Origin of the sequence: Leucobacter coleopterorum, from assembly GCF_011382985.1 — a bacterium.
GTDB classification, from domain to species: domain Bacteria; phylum Actinomycetota; class Actinomycetes; order Actinomycetales; family Microbacteriaceae; genus Leucobacter; species Leucobacter coleopterorum.
The window spans coordinates 835,606-849,621 of record NZ_CP049933.1 but is presented as its reverse complement, the minus strand read 5'-3'; the positions used below and the strand labels follow the sequence as shown (position 1 = coordinate 849,621).

Annotated in this window: 18 protein-coding genes and 1 pseudogene; 6 read left to right on the top strand and 13 right to left on the bottom strand. The window is 59.4% G+C overall.

All coding sequences use genetic code 11. The annotated features are described in order from the left end of the window. Nucleotides 1–79 precede the first annotated feature (79 nt). The 4 genes from G7066_RS03895 to G7066_RS03885 are packed head-to-tail and all read right to left on the bottom strand — an operon-like array spanning nucleotide 80 to nucleotide 3,051. Entirely contained in the window at nucleotides 80–1,123 is a 1,044-nt protein-coding gene (locus tag G7066_RS03895) for an aldehyde dehydrogenase family protein (RefSeq protein ID WP_244303270.1), read from the bottom strand. Beyond that, complete coding sequence (locus G7066_RS15710) at nucleotides 1,036–1,380, bottom strand: aldehyde dehydrogenase family protein (RefSeq protein WP_244303269.1); 345 nt, start codon at nucleotides 1,378–1,380, stop codon at nucleotides 1,036–1,038. The genes G7066_RS03895 and G7066_RS15710 overlap by 88 nt, the downstream gene beginning before the upstream one ends. A 58-nt stretch (nucleotides 1,381–1,438) precedes the next feature. Further along, the gene (locus G7066_RS03890) at nucleotides 1,439–1,723 is read right to left on the bottom strand and encodes a hypothetical protein (protein WP_166329232.1); all 285 of its coding nucleotides are present in this window, start codon (nucleotides 1,721–1,723) and stop codon (nucleotides 1,439–1,441) included. After that, the gene (locus tag G7066_RS03885; protein ID WP_166331894.1) at nucleotides 1,720–3,051 is read right to left on the bottom strand and encodes an inorganic phosphate transporter; all 1,332 of its coding nucleotides are present in this window, start codon (nucleotides 3,049–3,051) and stop codon (nucleotides 1,720–1,722) included. Before G7066_RS03885 ends, G7066_RS03890 begins: the two co-directional genes overlap by 4 nt. A gap of 301 nt (nucleotides 3,052–3,352) precedes the next feature. Here G7066_RS03885 and G7066_RS03880 point away from each other — a divergent pair, with 301 nt between their 5' ends. Next, nucleotides 3,353–3,577, top strand: a complete 225-nt coding sequence (locus tag G7066_RS03880; RefSeq protein WP_166331893.1) for a glutaredoxin domain-containing protein — start codon at nucleotides 3,353–3,355, stop codon at nucleotides 3,575–3,577. On the opposite strand, the gene G7066_RS03875 is transcribed toward G7066_RS03880, so the two are convergent. The 7 genes and pseudogenes from G7066_RS03875 to truB form a co-directional block, all read right to left on the bottom strand. Beyond that, nucleotides 3,574–4,611, bottom strand: a complete 1,038-nt coding sequence (locus tag G7066_RS03875) for a 6-phosphofructokinase (protein WP_205881519.1) — start codon at nucleotides 4,609–4,611, stop codon at nucleotides 3,574–3,576. The genes G7066_RS03880 and G7066_RS03875 overlap by 4 nt on opposite strands. Nucleotides 4,612–4,642: 31 nt before the next feature. After that, nucleotides 4,643–6,794, bottom strand: a pseudogene (locus G7066_RS03870) (DEAD/DEAH box helicase). 181 nt (nucleotides 6,795–6,975) lie between these two features. Then, nucleotides 6,976–7,275: a riboflavin kinase gene (locus tag G7066_RS15705; protein WP_244303371.1), complete on the bottom strand. Its 300-nt coding sequence runs from the start codon at nucleotides 7,273–7,275 to the stop codon at nucleotides 6,976–6,978. Then, on the bottom strand, nucleotides 7,230–7,925 hold the full coding sequence (locus tag G7066_RS03865) for an adenylyltransferase/cytidyltransferase family protein (protein WP_244303268.1): 696 nt from the start codon (nucleotides 7,923–7,925) through the stop codon (nucleotides 7,230–7,232). The genes G7066_RS15705 and G7066_RS03865 overlap by 46 nt, the downstream gene beginning before the upstream one ends. Next, entirely contained in the window at nucleotides 7,912–8,379 is a 468-nt protein-coding gene (locus G7066_RS03860; RefSeq protein WP_166331892.1) for a hypothetical protein, read from the bottom strand. Before G7066_RS03860 ends, G7066_RS03865 begins: the two co-directional genes overlap by 14 nt. Nucleotides 8,380–8,463: 84 nt before the next feature. Continuing rightward, a complete protein-coding gene (locus G7066_RS03855) occupies nucleotides 8,464–8,820 on the bottom strand; it encodes a hypothetical protein (RefSeq protein ID WP_166329228.1) in 357 nt (118 codons plus the stop codon). After that, nucleotides 8,817–9,785 (bottom strand): tRNA pseudouridine(55) synthase TruB, encoded by a 969-nt coding sequence (gene truB, locus G7066_RS03850; RefSeq protein ID WP_244303267.1) that lies wholly within the window; start codon nucleotides 9,783–9,785, stop codon nucleotides 8,817–8,819. Before truB ends, G7066_RS03855 begins: the two co-directional genes overlap by 4 nt. Nucleotides 9,786–9,824: 39 nt before the next feature. Between truB and G7066_RS03845 the strand changes: the two genes are divergently transcribed. Then, nucleotides 9,825–10,748, top strand: coding sequence for an HhH-GPD family protein (locus G7066_RS03845; protein ID WP_166329226.1), 924 nt, complete (start codon nucleotides 9,825–9,827; stop codon nucleotides 10,746–10,748). Here the strand turns inward: G7066_RS03845 and G7066_RS03840 are convergent, their stop codons facing one another. Continuing rightward, a complete protein-coding gene (locus G7066_RS03840) occupies nucleotides 10,749–11,138 on the bottom strand; it encodes a hypothetical protein (protein WP_166329224.1) in 390 nt (129 codons plus the stop codon). After that, on the bottom strand, nucleotides 11,135–11,578 hold the full coding sequence (gene rbfA, locus G7066_RS03835) for a 30S ribosome-binding factor RbfA (protein ID WP_166329222.1): 444 nt from the start codon (nucleotides 11,576–11,578) through the stop codon (nucleotides 11,135–11,137). The genes G7066_RS03840 and rbfA overlap by 4 nt, the downstream gene beginning before the upstream one ends. A gap of 37 nt (nucleotides 11,579–11,615) precedes the next feature. Between rbfA and G7066_RS03830 the strand changes: the two genes are divergently transcribed. From G7066_RS03830 to G7066_RS03815, 4 genes are all read left to right on the top strand, one after another. Continuing rightward, nucleotides 11,616–12,059, top strand: a complete 444-nt coding sequence (locus G7066_RS03830; RefSeq protein WP_166329220.1) for a helix-turn-helix transcriptional regulator — start codon at nucleotides 11,616–11,618, stop codon at nucleotides 12,057–12,059. A 10-nt stretch (nucleotides 12,060–12,069) separates the two neighbouring features. Further along, nucleotides 12,070–12,477 (top strand): VOC family protein, encoded by a 408-nt coding sequence (locus G7066_RS03825; RefSeq protein WP_166329218.1) that lies wholly within the window; start codon nucleotides 12,070–12,072, stop codon nucleotides 12,475–12,477. A 102-nt stretch (nucleotides 12,478–12,579) separates the two neighbouring features. Then, complete coding sequence (locus G7066_RS03820) at nucleotides 12,580–13,254, top strand: DUF805 domain-containing protein (RefSeq protein WP_166329216.1); 675 nt, start codon at nucleotides 12,580–12,582, stop codon at nucleotides 13,252–13,254. A gap of 266 nt (nucleotides 13,255–13,520) precedes the next feature. After that, entirely contained in the window at nucleotides 13,521–13,919 is a 399-nt protein-coding gene (locus G7066_RS03815; RefSeq protein WP_166329214.1) for a DUF805 domain-containing protein, read from the top strand. The last annotated feature ends 97 nt before the right edge of the window (nucleotides 13,920–14,016 follow it).

Sequence of the window (14,016 nt, the reverse complement as noted above, 5' to 3'; positions counted from 1 at the left end):
CCTCACGAGCCCTCCTTTGCCGGGGTAAAGGGCGGCATAATCGTCGCGGCAAGCGTTTCCGGCTTAAGCGGTTTCGAGATCACGGCCTTCTGGTGACTAAACACTTCAAAGGAACGCTTGCCGTGGTACGCCCCCATGCCACTCGCACCAACACCACCAAACGGCAGTTCGGGGCCACTAAATGCAGAACCGGAACGTCAAAGTTCAGGGCACCCGAGCTGGTCTCGCGCTCCCAACGGTGACGCACTGCTCCGTCTCCAGAGAACACGTAAGCGGCGAGAGGTTTGTCTCGACTCGTCACGAAACTCATAGCGTCATCAATATCCTGAACCTCGACCAGAGGCAGGATCGGACCAAAGATCTCATCGCGCATCACCGCAGATTCCCGTTCCACCCCCGTCAACACGGTGGGTTCGATAAACCGAGTCTCAGCGTTGTGCCGGCCTCCAACAGCAACGTGTCCATCAGCGAGGTAGCCGACCAAACGCCCGAACTGGGCATCGTTTACGATGCGACCGTAGTCGGGGTTTCGGTCGCTCGCGCTTCCATAAAGCTCGTGGATCGCCTCGGCGAGCAGCGGGCTCAGCTTACGCAACACCTCGCCCTTACCGAGCACATAATCGGGAGCAACGCATGTCTGCCCCGCGTTCATGTATTTGCCCCAGGCGATGCGGCGGGCAGCATCCGCGAGAGGCACCGTGTCGTCTACATAGACGGGCGACTTGCCGCCAAGTTCAAGCGTAATCGGTGTCAAGTGTTCTGCGGCGGCTCGAGCCACAACCCGACCTATGCGACCACTGCCCGTGTAGAAGATGTGGTCGAAAGGCACCTCAAGCAGGGCAGTCGTTTCAGGTACACCGCCTTCAATTACGGCCACGGCTCTGCGGTCCAAGACGTCAGGAACCGCACGCGCGATGAGCGAGGATGTCGCCGGCGCGAGCTCACTCGGCTTCACCACAACAGCATTCCCTGCAGCAAGCGCACCGATCATGGGCGAGAGCGCGAGCATCAGCGGATAGTTCCAGGGGGCAATAATCAGCGCAACACCGAGCGGCTCAGGAACAATCTTCGCGGAAGCGGGCAGCACCGCAAGGGCACCCCCACCCGGCGTGGGCGCATCCATTTTGAGAGGTGCGCAAGAACGTAGTCGATCTCTGAGACCAGAAAACCGATCTCGGTGAGCTGCGATTCCGTGCCGGACTTGCCGAGATCCTCGAAGAGAGCCCGTTCAAACTCGACGCCTCGATCCACCAGCAGCGAGCGCAAGCGCCGCAACTGGTCACGACGCCATTTCTCAGGCCGAGTGACCCCCTGCTGAAACCCCTGCCGCAGTCCGCTCACAATCCCGGGAATCCGCGTTGTTGCTGTCGTCGCGCTCATGCGCCCAGGCTACTCGCCCCGGCTGTTCTTCCCAAGTGCTGGCTGTAAAATCGGCAGGTTAGCCGTGCAGCGCCGGCACAATCAGATAGATGCCCACGAGCACCGCGATAACCGACAGACCAAAGCATGTGTAGGCCGCGACGGTGGCCCAGCGAGGGCGATCGAGATCGTCAACGTCGTCGTCCTCATCGTCACGTGACGGCCCACTTGACGAGAGGCTCCCCTCTGGTTGACGCGCGGGCGTCGCGAGAAACCGGATGCCAAATGAGTACAGCGCTACAACAAACACAGCGGAGGAGAGTGCCGCTACGAAAACAACCAGAAATGCGCCCCAGTCAATCATCGTGCATCTCTCTTCGTATCGCTCTGGCTGTGGCTGTCAGTCTTCGCCGCGCTCTCCTCGAGCGCCGCCTCTCGCTCAGCCTCACGTGCAGCGACGTCCTCACGGGCCGCCGTCTGCGCCACTGTGGTCAAGGGAGGAAGTGTTCCAGTCTCGGTCTTTACTCGCTTGATCTTCGACTTGCGGATCCGCACCGCATAACCTGACTCTGCGACATCTGGCACGGCGATTGCGTTCGAAGCATCGACCCTGTTGCGATTTGAGCGCCAGAAGATGAACAGAATAAACCCAAACCCAAGAATCGAGTCGATAATCACACCGACCATTCCGAGATGTGCGATCAAGGCAGCAACAGCACCAACAGCGCCGGCTGCGGGAAGCGTAAAGAGCCAGCCCGACACGATGCGACCAACGGTGCGCCAACGCACACTCGAACCGCGTCGCCCAAGGCCTGAGCCAATCACAGATCCGGAAGCGACCTGTGTCGTCGACAGCGCAAAACCGAGGTGGGTCGAGGCGAGGATCGTGGCGGCCGTGCTGGTCTCAGCCGCAAAACCCTGTGCTGGCTTGACCTGGGTGAGGCCAGCACCGAGGGTGCGAATAATTCGCCACCCACCCGTGTACGTACCAATTGCGATGGCGAGGGCACAGGTGATAACGACCCAGAGGTGCGGGCCGGTGCCCGGTTCCTGCTGATTCGCAGCAACGAGCGTCAGGGTAATAACACCCATCGTCTTCTGCGCGTCATTTGTGCCGTGCGCCAGTGCGATCAACGAGGAGGAGGCGATTTGCGCATGTCTGAAGCGGCCACGACCGTCTTTCTTGCCGTCGTGACGCCGAGTAATCGCGTACGCGACCTTGGTAGCCGTGAACGCGACGAGGCCAGCGGTCAGCGGCGCGGCAAGGGCCGGAATAATGATTTTGGAGAGGAATACTCCGCCGTTGATTGCAGCGAACCCAAAACCTACGATCGCGGCCCCGATCAGGCCACCAAAAAGCGCGTGTGAAGAACTCGAGGGCAGCCCGTAGAGCCAGGTCACGAGGTTCCAGACGATGGCGCCGATCAGACCAGCGAAAATGATTTCGGGGCTGATCAACACACCGCCGGAGCCCTCATTAATGAGGCCCCCAGAGATTGTCTTTGCGACCTCGGTTGAGAGGAACGCGCCTATCAGGTTCAAAATAGCGGCGAGCAACACCGCGGTCTTTGGTTTCAGGGCACCGGTGGCGATGGGCGTAGCCATCGCGTTTGCGGTGTCGTGAAAGCCGTTAGTGAAGTCAAAAAAAAGTGCCAGCACAATAACCAGCAGCACGACGATGGTGAGTTCCACCCGGCATCTTTCGTTCGGAGTCAGCGATCCTGAAAAACGCGCAAACCTTTCACCAGATTGCCCCCAAACGTTCAGCGGAATCTGGATCAACGCGCGCGTCACACTCATAGTTTCACCTCGTTCAGAAGAGGTCAAGCTGACAGCGCGTGTTCACAATTTGTTTACCTGTTTCTTGTTATTTCACCACTCATGCTTGAACCAGCTTTGCAGCGTAAACTAGCCGATCAACGACCAAAAAGGGAGGCCTCAATTGAACACTGCGCAGGTTTCAGACTTCATCCCCGCTGAGGGAACAATCACCATGTTCTCAACCGAATGGTGCAGCTACTGCAAGCGCCTCAAGCTCATGCTCGATAAGACAGGGGTCGGCTACACCGAGGTCGATATCGAAGCAGTTGCGGGCACCGAAGAGTTGGTGAAGACCCTGAATGGCGGTGACGCAGTTGTTCCCACGGTCATTTTCCCCGACGGCACCTCTGCCACAAACCCTTCGCTGCGTGACGTGCAGGATCGTCTCGCCGTTTAGCCGAAGTTAAGGCGCACGGCGGCGTAACGTTCCTCTGGAACCACTTTCAGACGGTCCGCGATCTCCGTAAAGGGCACCATCTCAATACGGTCACCACGCAGAGCCGCCAGCGCGCCCCATTCTCCGCCAAGGACTGCATCCGCCGCTGCCGTACCCGTGCGGGTGGCCAGAACCCTGTCAAACGCTGTGGGTGATCCGCCTCGCTGTACGTGGCCGAGCACTGTCGCGCGCGCCTCGATCCCTGCAACCTGCTCGATCAGCGGGGCAAGCACCTCTGCAATGCCGCCAAGCCGAGGCCTACCGAACCCGTCAAGCCCCTCCCGGGTGACCGCATGGTCAGCCCCAACAAGCTTGAACCCCTCTGCCACCACCACGAGCGATGAACGTCCGCGATCCCGAACACTGGTGACCCACTCACACACCTGCTCAAGTGTCTCAGGGTATTCCGGCAGCAACATGACCTGCGCACCACCAGCCATACCCGCGTGCAGCGCGATCCAGCCTGCGTCACGCCCCATGACCTCAAGCACCATGCAGCGGCGATGTGATTCCCCCGTAGTGCGCAGACGATCGATCGCTTCCGCAGCAATAGACACCGCTGTATCAAACCCAAAGGTGTAGTCAGTGCCAGCCAGGTCGTTGTCAATGGTCTTGGGCAGTCCAATGGTAGGGATTCCCGCCTCACTCAACATGCCCGCAACGTTCTGAGTGCCGTTACCACCGATCAATAGTAGGCCGTCAAGCCCGTAAGAGGCGAAACGCTTACGAAACTCCGTGAGGTCGAGGTCGTCGCCGCGTCGCCCGACAAACGGCGCCACGCGACTCGTACCGAGGATCACACCGCCGAGAGGCGAGAGACCTCGAACGGCGAGCCGATCCAGTTGAATCCAGTCGTTCTCGTGGAAGCCCCGCCAGCCGTCCATGAAGCCGATCATCTCAAAGCCGTGCACATCGACACCTCGCAGAACGGCACCACGAATGGCAGCGTTCATGCCGGGGCTATCGCCGCCGGAACACAGGACTCCGAGTTTCATGCGCACCCCTCTATTTGCAGGAGTGTCCAGCTTAACGGCCTTCGTGCTCGCGCACAGCCCTCCGCAACACGTGCATGAGCGACTCAAGCTGCACAGAATCGGCATCTTCCTGCTTCGCCTCAGCACCGTCAAGCGCACGGGCCGCAAGCCCGGCCTTGCCGTCAATAAGTTCAGCGATCTTCGCGTCGATGGTCTGCGCCGCAACGATGCGCCATGCCGTCACCGGTTCATCCTGGCCAATGCGGTGCACGCGGTCGATTGCCTGGGTCTGCTCGGCATCAGTCCAACTGAGCTCAGCAAGCACAACGTTCGAGGCTGCCTGCAGGTTCACACCCACACCCGCTGCAGTAAGAGAGCACACTGCCACGGAAACATCTGGGTCGTTGTTAAACGCGTCGATCTGCTGCTGACGGAACGTTGCGGTCTGATCACCGCGAACCGAAATCGTCTTGAGGCCACGCTCGGCAAACAGTGCCTCAGCACGATCCATCACGTCAATGTGCTTCGCAAAGAAGACAACCTTGCCAACCGACCGCACAAGCTGCGCGGTGTAATCAGCGGCCAGCCCAGCCTTTGCCTGACCGATCTTTCGCACCATGGTAAACACGTTTAGGCCGTCTGCGGAGGCATTCGATTCTTCGAGTTCCTGCATGCACACCATACGAACGATTGCTTCGTCGCTGAGCTTGGCCCCAAGTTTGCCATTCTTGATCACGATGAAACGGTCGTAGAGCTTACGAGCAAGTTGTTCCTCAGCCTCGCGAATACCGCGTCCCAACTCGTCATCGAGCTCGATAGGCAGATCGACCACACGCTTAGACGGCAGATCTGCCGCGACGTCGATCTTACGGCGGCGCACAATCCCCATATCAATAACACTCTGACGGGCATCGGGATAGAAACCAGGATCAGCCGGGGTCCAGCCATTGTTTTCAAGGCGGGCCATCAACTCGGGTCCGGGCTTGTCAGCCTCGGTCCACCCGAGGAACCTCCAGATAGCGCGGAAATCGTCAATGCTATTGATGAGCGGAGTTCCGGTGAGCGCAATCAGCAGCGGGGAAACACCTGGGCTGCGTTCGCGAATACTCTCGGCGATCGCAAGCACGTTGCGTGAACGCTGCGACTGCACATTTTTGATCATGTGTGCTTCGTCAACGACCATGCCTCTAAACCCAAACCGAGAGATCCAGCTCAGGTGGCGATCCAAAATCTCGTAGTTCACAACAAACACGTCGGCGAATGGGTCGATGTCGACACCGTCACCATGAATCACCGTGACCTTACGGTGAGGAGTCCAATGCTCGACCTCACGCGCCCAGTTCATCTTGACGACGTTTGGTACGACAACAAGCAGAGGGTAGGCACCCGCAACGCTCGCTGCGAGCACCGACTGCGCTGTTTTACCGAGTCCGGGCTCATCGGCAAGCAGGAAGCTGCGGTGGCCGTTACGAACGCTCGCAAGGAAACGCGCCTGGTGCTTCATGAGTTCCGCCCCTGGGGGGCAAGGCGATCCGGCACGGGCGGCTCGGGCAGCGTCATGCAGGCAGACCCCCGCCACCCTGCTCGAACGATTTCAGCAGCGGCCCGAGCAGTTCCCAGTTGGCGAGGCGCACAACCGGTGTGGGGCGGCGCGGAGCCGACAGGTCTGGAGCGAGGAACGGGTTAGCACGGTGGCGCGAGTCGATGCCAACCGGCTCAACTTGACGCTCCGCGAGCTCCGGCGGAACATAGGTCTGGGCCGCTTCGGGCACAACCTTCTCTTCTTCCGGCAAGTCGAAGCCCGCCTGCACTAGCATCTTGCGCTTGAGCTGGCGAGTCGCATCGGTTACGGGCGCACCCGGCTCAAGAAGTGTAATGAGGCTCGTATCGCGCGCGGCGGTCTTAGCAAGGATCGCGGCCACACCGTCGAGTCGCTTCAGTGTCTCGGCGCGCTCAGCATCGCTCACACCCTCGGTGGTCTTGACACGCGCGCGTTCCTCTCGCATGAGGAGAGCAATCACCTGGAACTTCGTGCGGTTCGCGGAATTCGCCTTGCCACGCTGCGTGGCGGCCTCGACCTCACGCACGGCCCGAGCGAGCAGCGGAATGATGCCCTCGTTGTGTGAGTGTTTGCGCCGCCCGTTTGAGCGTGAGTGTGTCTTACCCGAGGTATTAGTGTCGCGGGTGGCAGTGTTGATTGCCAATGGATCTCCTGATCAGCGTAGAGCGTACTCGCATCGAATTATCGAGACGCAGGCAGTTCACCAGTTCGAAGTCTGACATCATGCGCAGCATGGGACCCCAGGATTGCTCGTGAAACACGACCTTACGCCGATACTAGCATCATCAACTTGGCCACGCCCGACTTAAAGCAAATTCGCATTCTCAGGGAGTGGAACCGGCATCTGTGAGCCGACGGGCCAACACAACATCCGCGTCCATCTGCTCAATAAGAGACTCGAGCGAGTCAAATCGCTCCATCGCGCGAATGCGGTGCGTGAAGAACACCTCAATGATGGTGCCGTAGATATCCTCGTCAAAATCGAGAATAAATGCCTCAACACGGGATTGGCCATCCGGTGTAAACGTGGGGTTTGTGCCGATCGAAATTGCTGCCTGGAGCAGCGTGTCGCCGATCCTCACAAAACCCGCGTAGACGCCATCAGCCGGCACAAGTCCCTCGATCCGGCCTCCCAGGTTGGCGGTAGGAAATCCGAGGTCTCTCCCCGAGCATCTCCGTGTACCACTTCTCCGCGCACCATCACTGGGCGGCCAATCATGTTCGATGCCATCTCTACGTCACCCGCCAGGATCGCCTGACGCACGCGCGTCGACGACACACACCCGGCGTCGGAATCAACCACTGCCGAGACAACTTCGACGGTAAACCCAAGCCGAGAACTCATTTTGCGTAGCAAATCCGCGTCACCGACTCCGCCATAGCCAAACCTGAAGTCGGATCCCATAATGATGTGTCGTGCACGCAACCGGCCGACCAAAATCTTTTCGACGAATTCTTCGGCGGGAATCTGTGAAAATGCCTCATCGAACTCAACCATCACACAGTTGTCAACGCCCGCGGCAGAGAGCGCTTCGATGCGCTGTTCCCGGCTCATGAGGGGCAGCGGGCATACCTCAGGGCGCAGATAACTGAGCGGATTGTTTGCAAACGTGAACACCACCGAGTGTGAGCCGTTATTCTGTGCTGCTTCAAGCAACCGGGCAAGAATCGCCTGATGCCCCAAGTGGACTCCATCGAACTTGCCGATAGCGACCGCGCTGCCAGTCTCGAAATCGGCCTTGGGGATCGCCGCAAGCGACTCAAATACTCGCATTGTGCTCCCCCGCAGTCTCGGCAGCAGCGCGTGCGGCATTGCCGTCGCGCTTCAACCAGATCAGGCCGAGCACCGGCAGTACCAGCGGAATAAACACGTAACCGCTGCCGAAATGCGACCACACTGACGGGTGCGCAAAGAACTGGGGAACCAGGATACTCAGGGTGCCAACGATAACGACGCCACACAGCTCGAATATGAGCGCACCCCACGCGATCCCACGCCACACACCGCGCCTCTTAATGAGCGCGATCGTTGCGACGATATACACGAGCCCAGAAAGTGCAGAGAGCGAGTAGGCGAGCGGTGCCTCATCGAACTTGGCAACGATCTGGTAGAGCGAGCGAAATGTTGCAGCGAGCGCAAGCACCACGTAGACAGTGATGAGTACACGTCCCAGACCGCTTAGCCGCTCAACCCGCTGGGCAACTCGCTGAGATGCGGAGGGTGACATCGCACCTCGGGATTCGTCGTTAGACACGCCCTACAGCTTACCGCGCGACCGCGGTCGGCTCGTGCTGGCTTGATCCCGAGCGAACTAACCCCAGATGACCATCATGCGATAGACCATCACGGCTATTGAGAGATGCACCACGGCAAGCACCAGGTTGGCCCAGCGGGTGCGATCCATGAGCGCCCAAAATCCCGCTCCCAGCGGCAGCACAAACACCACTATGAGGTAGAGCCAAAACTCAAGAGGATCCCCAACTGCATTGTTGCCCGTGAAGGGGGCCACAATCGAGATGACGAGCTGTGCGACAAGCAGGAGAACAACGAGCACCGTCGCTCCGAGTGTGTAGTCGTTTGGAGTGATCTTGCGGGCGGCGGCGACAGCGCACACGACTGCAGCGAGAATCGCCACAGCGATGATGACAATGCCAAACCAGAGAATCATACGACCGCCTGCCCATCGGGAGTTGGAAAATTGGTGACAACCCGAGTGCGGCCGTGTTTTACTTCAAGGAGACCTACCAGTCTCTCGCCGGGCGCGATAGCGGCGACGAGTGCTGCATCGTTCGAGGCGTCCACCTCGAGGCGTTTGCCGTGCCCAATATCAATGGCCTGCTGCTCAGTAAGACGAAGCACGGGGAAGAGTCGTTCAGCTACCTGCGTTGGCAATATGAGGGGAAGTGAGCCTCCCGCAGTGAGTGCGTCCATGCTCACGGCGCTCGCCACGTCGAACGGACCCACTGCCGAGCGCCGCAGTGCGACCAAGTGTCCTCCCACCCCAAGCTTCTCGCCAAGATCCCGCGCCAGCGCACGAATGTACGTACCGGTGGAGCAGCGTACCGTCGCGTCGATATCAATCACCCGCGTTCCGTCGTCTTCCGCAGTAATACGTGGCTCACTCGTTTCAAAGGAGTAGATCGTGACCGGGCGTTTCTTGAGCTCGACTGCTTCCCCGGATCGAACTCGATCGTAGGCTCGTTTGCCATCAACCTTGATCGCACTCACTGCACTTGGGGCCTGCTCAATCGCGCCGGTCAGCTCCGCGACAGCAAGGGCAATCCGAGCGGGATCTGCTGCGAGCGCTTCGACAACACTTTGCTCGACGGCACTAATCCGGTCCCCCTCCCGATCGTCGGTGACCGTCGCGGTGCCGAGGCGGATGGTCGTTGTGTAGGTTTTGTCGAGGCCAACAAGGTGGGTCAGCAGCCGGGTCGCTGGGCCTGCACCCAACACCAGGAGCCCAGTAGCCATCGGGTCAAGAGTGCCGGCGTGCCCGACTTTGCGAGTGCCAAGCGCCCGGCGAGACCGGGCAACAACATCGTGACTCGTCCAGCCACCTTCTTTGTCGACCAGCAGGATTCCTCCCTGCGGGGGCAAGATTGTCGGCGCGGTTATCGGGGCTCTCGTCACCGTCCCATCCTAACCGCGCCGCCGATCTAGACTGGACTGATGCCCACCTCTCGTTCTGTCCCTGCCTCGACACCGGATCGTGCAGGATTGGCTCGGACCCTGAGTAATTGGTTCGCTCACGCAGCCCGGGATCTGCCCTGGCGGGCCCAGGGTACCTCGCCCTGGGCAGTGCTGGTCTCAGAGTTCATGCTGCAACAGACACAGGTAGATCGTGTGATCCCACGCTGGACAGCCTGGATTGAACGCTGGCCGACACCTTCCGCACTCGCCGCCGAAGTACCCGGAGAAGCGGTGCGCGCCTGGGACCGCCTGGGATACCCTCGACGTGCCCTGTGGCTGCATCGCGCAGCGGTTGAGATCGCAACGCTGCACGGTGATGTCGTGCCCAGGGACGTGCAGCAATTGCTGGCGCTCACAGGCATTGGACCCTACACCGCGCGCGCAGTTGCAGCATTCGCCTACGGTGAGCACCATCCTGTGGTCGACACAAACACTCGACGAGTGCTGGCGCGGGCTATTCACGGCATAGCGGCCGCGGGGATGCCGAGATCTACCGATCTTGACGATATGGCCGCGCTACTTCCGCCGGACCCGGCAGAAGCGGCCGTGTTCAACGCCGCGGCAATGGAGCTCGGAGCCATCGTGTGCACAGCCCGCACGCCGCTCTGCGACGCGTGCCCGATCGCGGCGTGGTGCGAGTGGCGCGGGGCGGGTTATCCCGACAATTCTCCTGAGAAGAGGCCAAAGCAGGCGAAGTTTGAGGGATCCGACCGCCAGGCACGTGGTCGGATCATGGCGCTGGTGCGCCGGTCAGCTGAGCCGGTCTCACGCGATGCCGCGCTGAACGCAGCGCGGGGCAAGCACCGCGAGCCCCACGATGTCACTCAGCCTCAGCGCGCCTACGACTCGCTGATCGCGGACGGCCTGATCGTAGAGCTCGAGGGCCGGGCACAGCTGCCCTGATTACAACTTGACGATGTTGTAGATCACCAAAAACTTCTTGTCCTGTTTGGTGAGCACAACGGTCACGTTGATCTTCTCTTTGTCATTTGTGAGGGCGTAAGTGCGTGTGCCGTCTTGCTCGTTTTTGCCGATCACTTTAAAGCCATTGTCCTTCAGCTTCGTGATGGCCTCGTCTTGCGCTTTTTTGGTTTCGACCTCCACAGAGTATGACCAGTTTGAGTCGCTTGAGGATGCCTTGTTCGACACCTCACCCTGCACAGTGGCGACTGCGGTCGGCACACCCTTGGGCACGTCTGGGTTATTCCCTGGGGCGCAGCCCGTGAGTGTGAGCCCCAGCAAGAGAGCCACCCCCACCGCAGAAGTAATAGCTGTCGTGCGGATCTTCTTCATTTCTCTTCTCCCTCAGGCGCTGCGTCGCTTAGTTTTCCGTATGGATCTTTCTCACCCGCGTACTCAGCATTCGCGGCAAGCGCCTGGGCCGCCTCGTCCCGCTGCCTAGCCTCGGCAAGAAGGTCGTTCAGATGTTGCGCGCTCTCTGGCAACTCATCGTGAATAAACTCCAGGGTTGGCGTGAGTCGCGTGCCGAGTTGCTTGCCAACCTCGCTGCGCAGCATGCCCGTTGCCGCTTTGAGCGCCGCGGCAGAGTCAGCCTGCTCTTCTTCGTTTCCGTACACCGTATAGAACACACTGGCGTGCTGAATGTCGCCGGTCACTCTCACGTCAGTGATCGTGACAAAGCCGAGGCGAGGATCCCGCAGCCCCTTTTCCAGTCTTCTCGCAATGATTTGCTGAATGCGTTCAGCCACCTTGCCTGCACGTGGATTACTCATGCGATAATCCTACCGCCGGGTGAGAGAATGAACCCTGATGACTGAGAACTCCGCGACCGAAAAGCGACTCGACGAACTCCGGCTGCTCCGAAAGGTTCGCGACCGCATCGACCGGGAGTATGCGAGTCCGCTCGATGTTGAGGCACTTGCCCGTGGAGCCCACGTATCTGCCGGGCACCTCAGCAGAGAGTTTCGCGCAGCGTACGGTGAGTCCCCCTACAGTTACCTCATGACGCGGCGAATCGAGCGCGCTATGACGCTGTTGCGCAGGGACAACCTCAGTGTGACCGAGGTCTGCTTTGCGGTTGGCTACGGTTCACTTGGCACCTTCAGCACCCGCTTCAGCGAACTTGTTGGATTATCTCCTCGCGCATACCGTCAGGCAGCGGAAAGCGGGATCGACGATCTGCCCAGTTGCGTTGTTTCGCGCGCACTGAAACCGGTCAGGAATCAAGAAGTTTCTGCTGCGCTCGGGGAGTAAGTTTACGACCATGAAGATCAACATTCACGTTACGTTCTTGCCTCACACCGATCCAGAAGCCTCACTCGCGTTCTACCGCGATGTTCTCGGCTTTGAAGTTCGTAAAGACGTTGGCTACGAGGCCATGCGTTGGATTACAGTCGGGCCAGCAAATCAGCCCGAAACATCAATCGTGCTTTCACCACCGGCGGTCGATCCCGGTCTCAGTGATGAGGAACGCCGAGTCATTGGTGAGCTCGTAGCGAAGGGCTCATACGCCTCCATCGTGTTCGCAACCGATGCCTTGGACGAACTGTTCGAGAAAGTTGAAGGTTCCGGCGCCGACATCTTGCAGGAGCCGATGGATCAGGATTGGGGATCCCGCGACTTCGCGTTCCGCGACCCCGCCGGCAACACGGTTCGTGTGCAACAGCTCTGAGTTTCCGTGGAGCGGTTCGTAAACGCGGGCCGCTTTTTGCCTGGAATACCATGGTAGGAAGAAGCAGAATGTTCCTTAACCGGGCGAACAGAAAGTCGGATAGTGTCGATACCTCCAAACTCTGAAGATCAGCAGCCGCAGCAACCCCAGTACGCGCCGCCACCGTCGCAGTACCAGGTTCCGCAGTACGCGCCGCCTCCGCAGTACGTACAGCCGCAGTATCCGATCCAGCAGGCATACCCCGCTACACCCAATTACAACCAGTTCGGTGTTCCCGGAGAACCGGGCCCCGGAGAACCTTTTAACGGCGCCAGTTCATCCGAAGACCTCTTGCGCCCGCTGTATGGTGCGACGTTCGGCCAGGCCGTTCGCCGTTACTTCAAGAATTACGCAAACTTCGATGGTCGAGCTTCGCGCAGCGAGTACTGGTGGATCGCACTTTTTGGGGTAATGCTTTCTATCGTCCCCACGATTCTCTACATGCTCGGGCTCTTCACCTACATCATTGGCTCCGCAAGCTACCGGAGCTATTCAGACGGCCCAACCCCGGGGTCGGGCCTTGGTGCTTTCCTGTTCTTCCTCGGCGCGGGGCTCCTGCTAGTGATTGCTCTTGGAACCTTTATTCCGTCGTTGGCGCTGGTCTGGCGCCGACTGCACGATGCAAACTTTGCTGGCCCGTTCTACTTCCTCAGCTTTGTTCCTGCGGGCAGCCTAGTTGTGTTCATTTTTCTACTCATGCCACCAAACCCTGAGGGACGTCGTTTCGATAGGCGCTAACCGTCGCAGTCTGAAATAGTTGATCTGTGTCCCAACCCTCGAACTCCGATGCGCAGTCGCCCCAGTACGCCCAGCCCCAACAACAACCTCTCTATGCTCCTCCGCCGCAGTACATGGCTCCACCACCTCAGTACGCACCGCCGGCGCAATACGCGGCACAATGGATCCCAGGCCCCGGAGAGCCATTCGATGGGGCAGCCTCGCCGGAAGACCTCACCCGACCCCTGTATGGCGCTAATTTTGGGCAGGCAATTCGACGAGCATTCATGAACTACGCGAGGTTTCGGGGTCGTGCTTCGCGCAGCGAGTACTGGTTCTTCAGCCTATTTTTTGCTCTGATCATCTTTGTGCCGACAGCTGTCTTTGGAATTGCAGACGCTCTACTTAGCGACTATCTCTCCAGCAGTAGCGTCTATACCGACGTTTCAAGCGATATCTCGGGCAGATCAGATCCGCTTCTGATCGCTTTGGGGTGGCTAATTTTCTTGGCCGCAATTGGATTGTTCGTGCCGATGCTGGCGCTGACGTGGCGTCGTCTACATGACGCAAATTTTGCAGGTCCGTTGTGGTTCATCTCTTTTGTTCCCTACGGCGGCAGCTTCACAGTGTTCATCCTCACGCTGCTGTCTTCAAATCCTCAAGGCAGACGCTTCGACCGACGGTAAAGCCCTCGCGCTGGATGTGTCGGCCGTTGGTAACCATCCAGCCGGTCCAGAACGGGCTTTTCAGCCCACGGGACCTCCGGGGTCAGCGACCATGCCC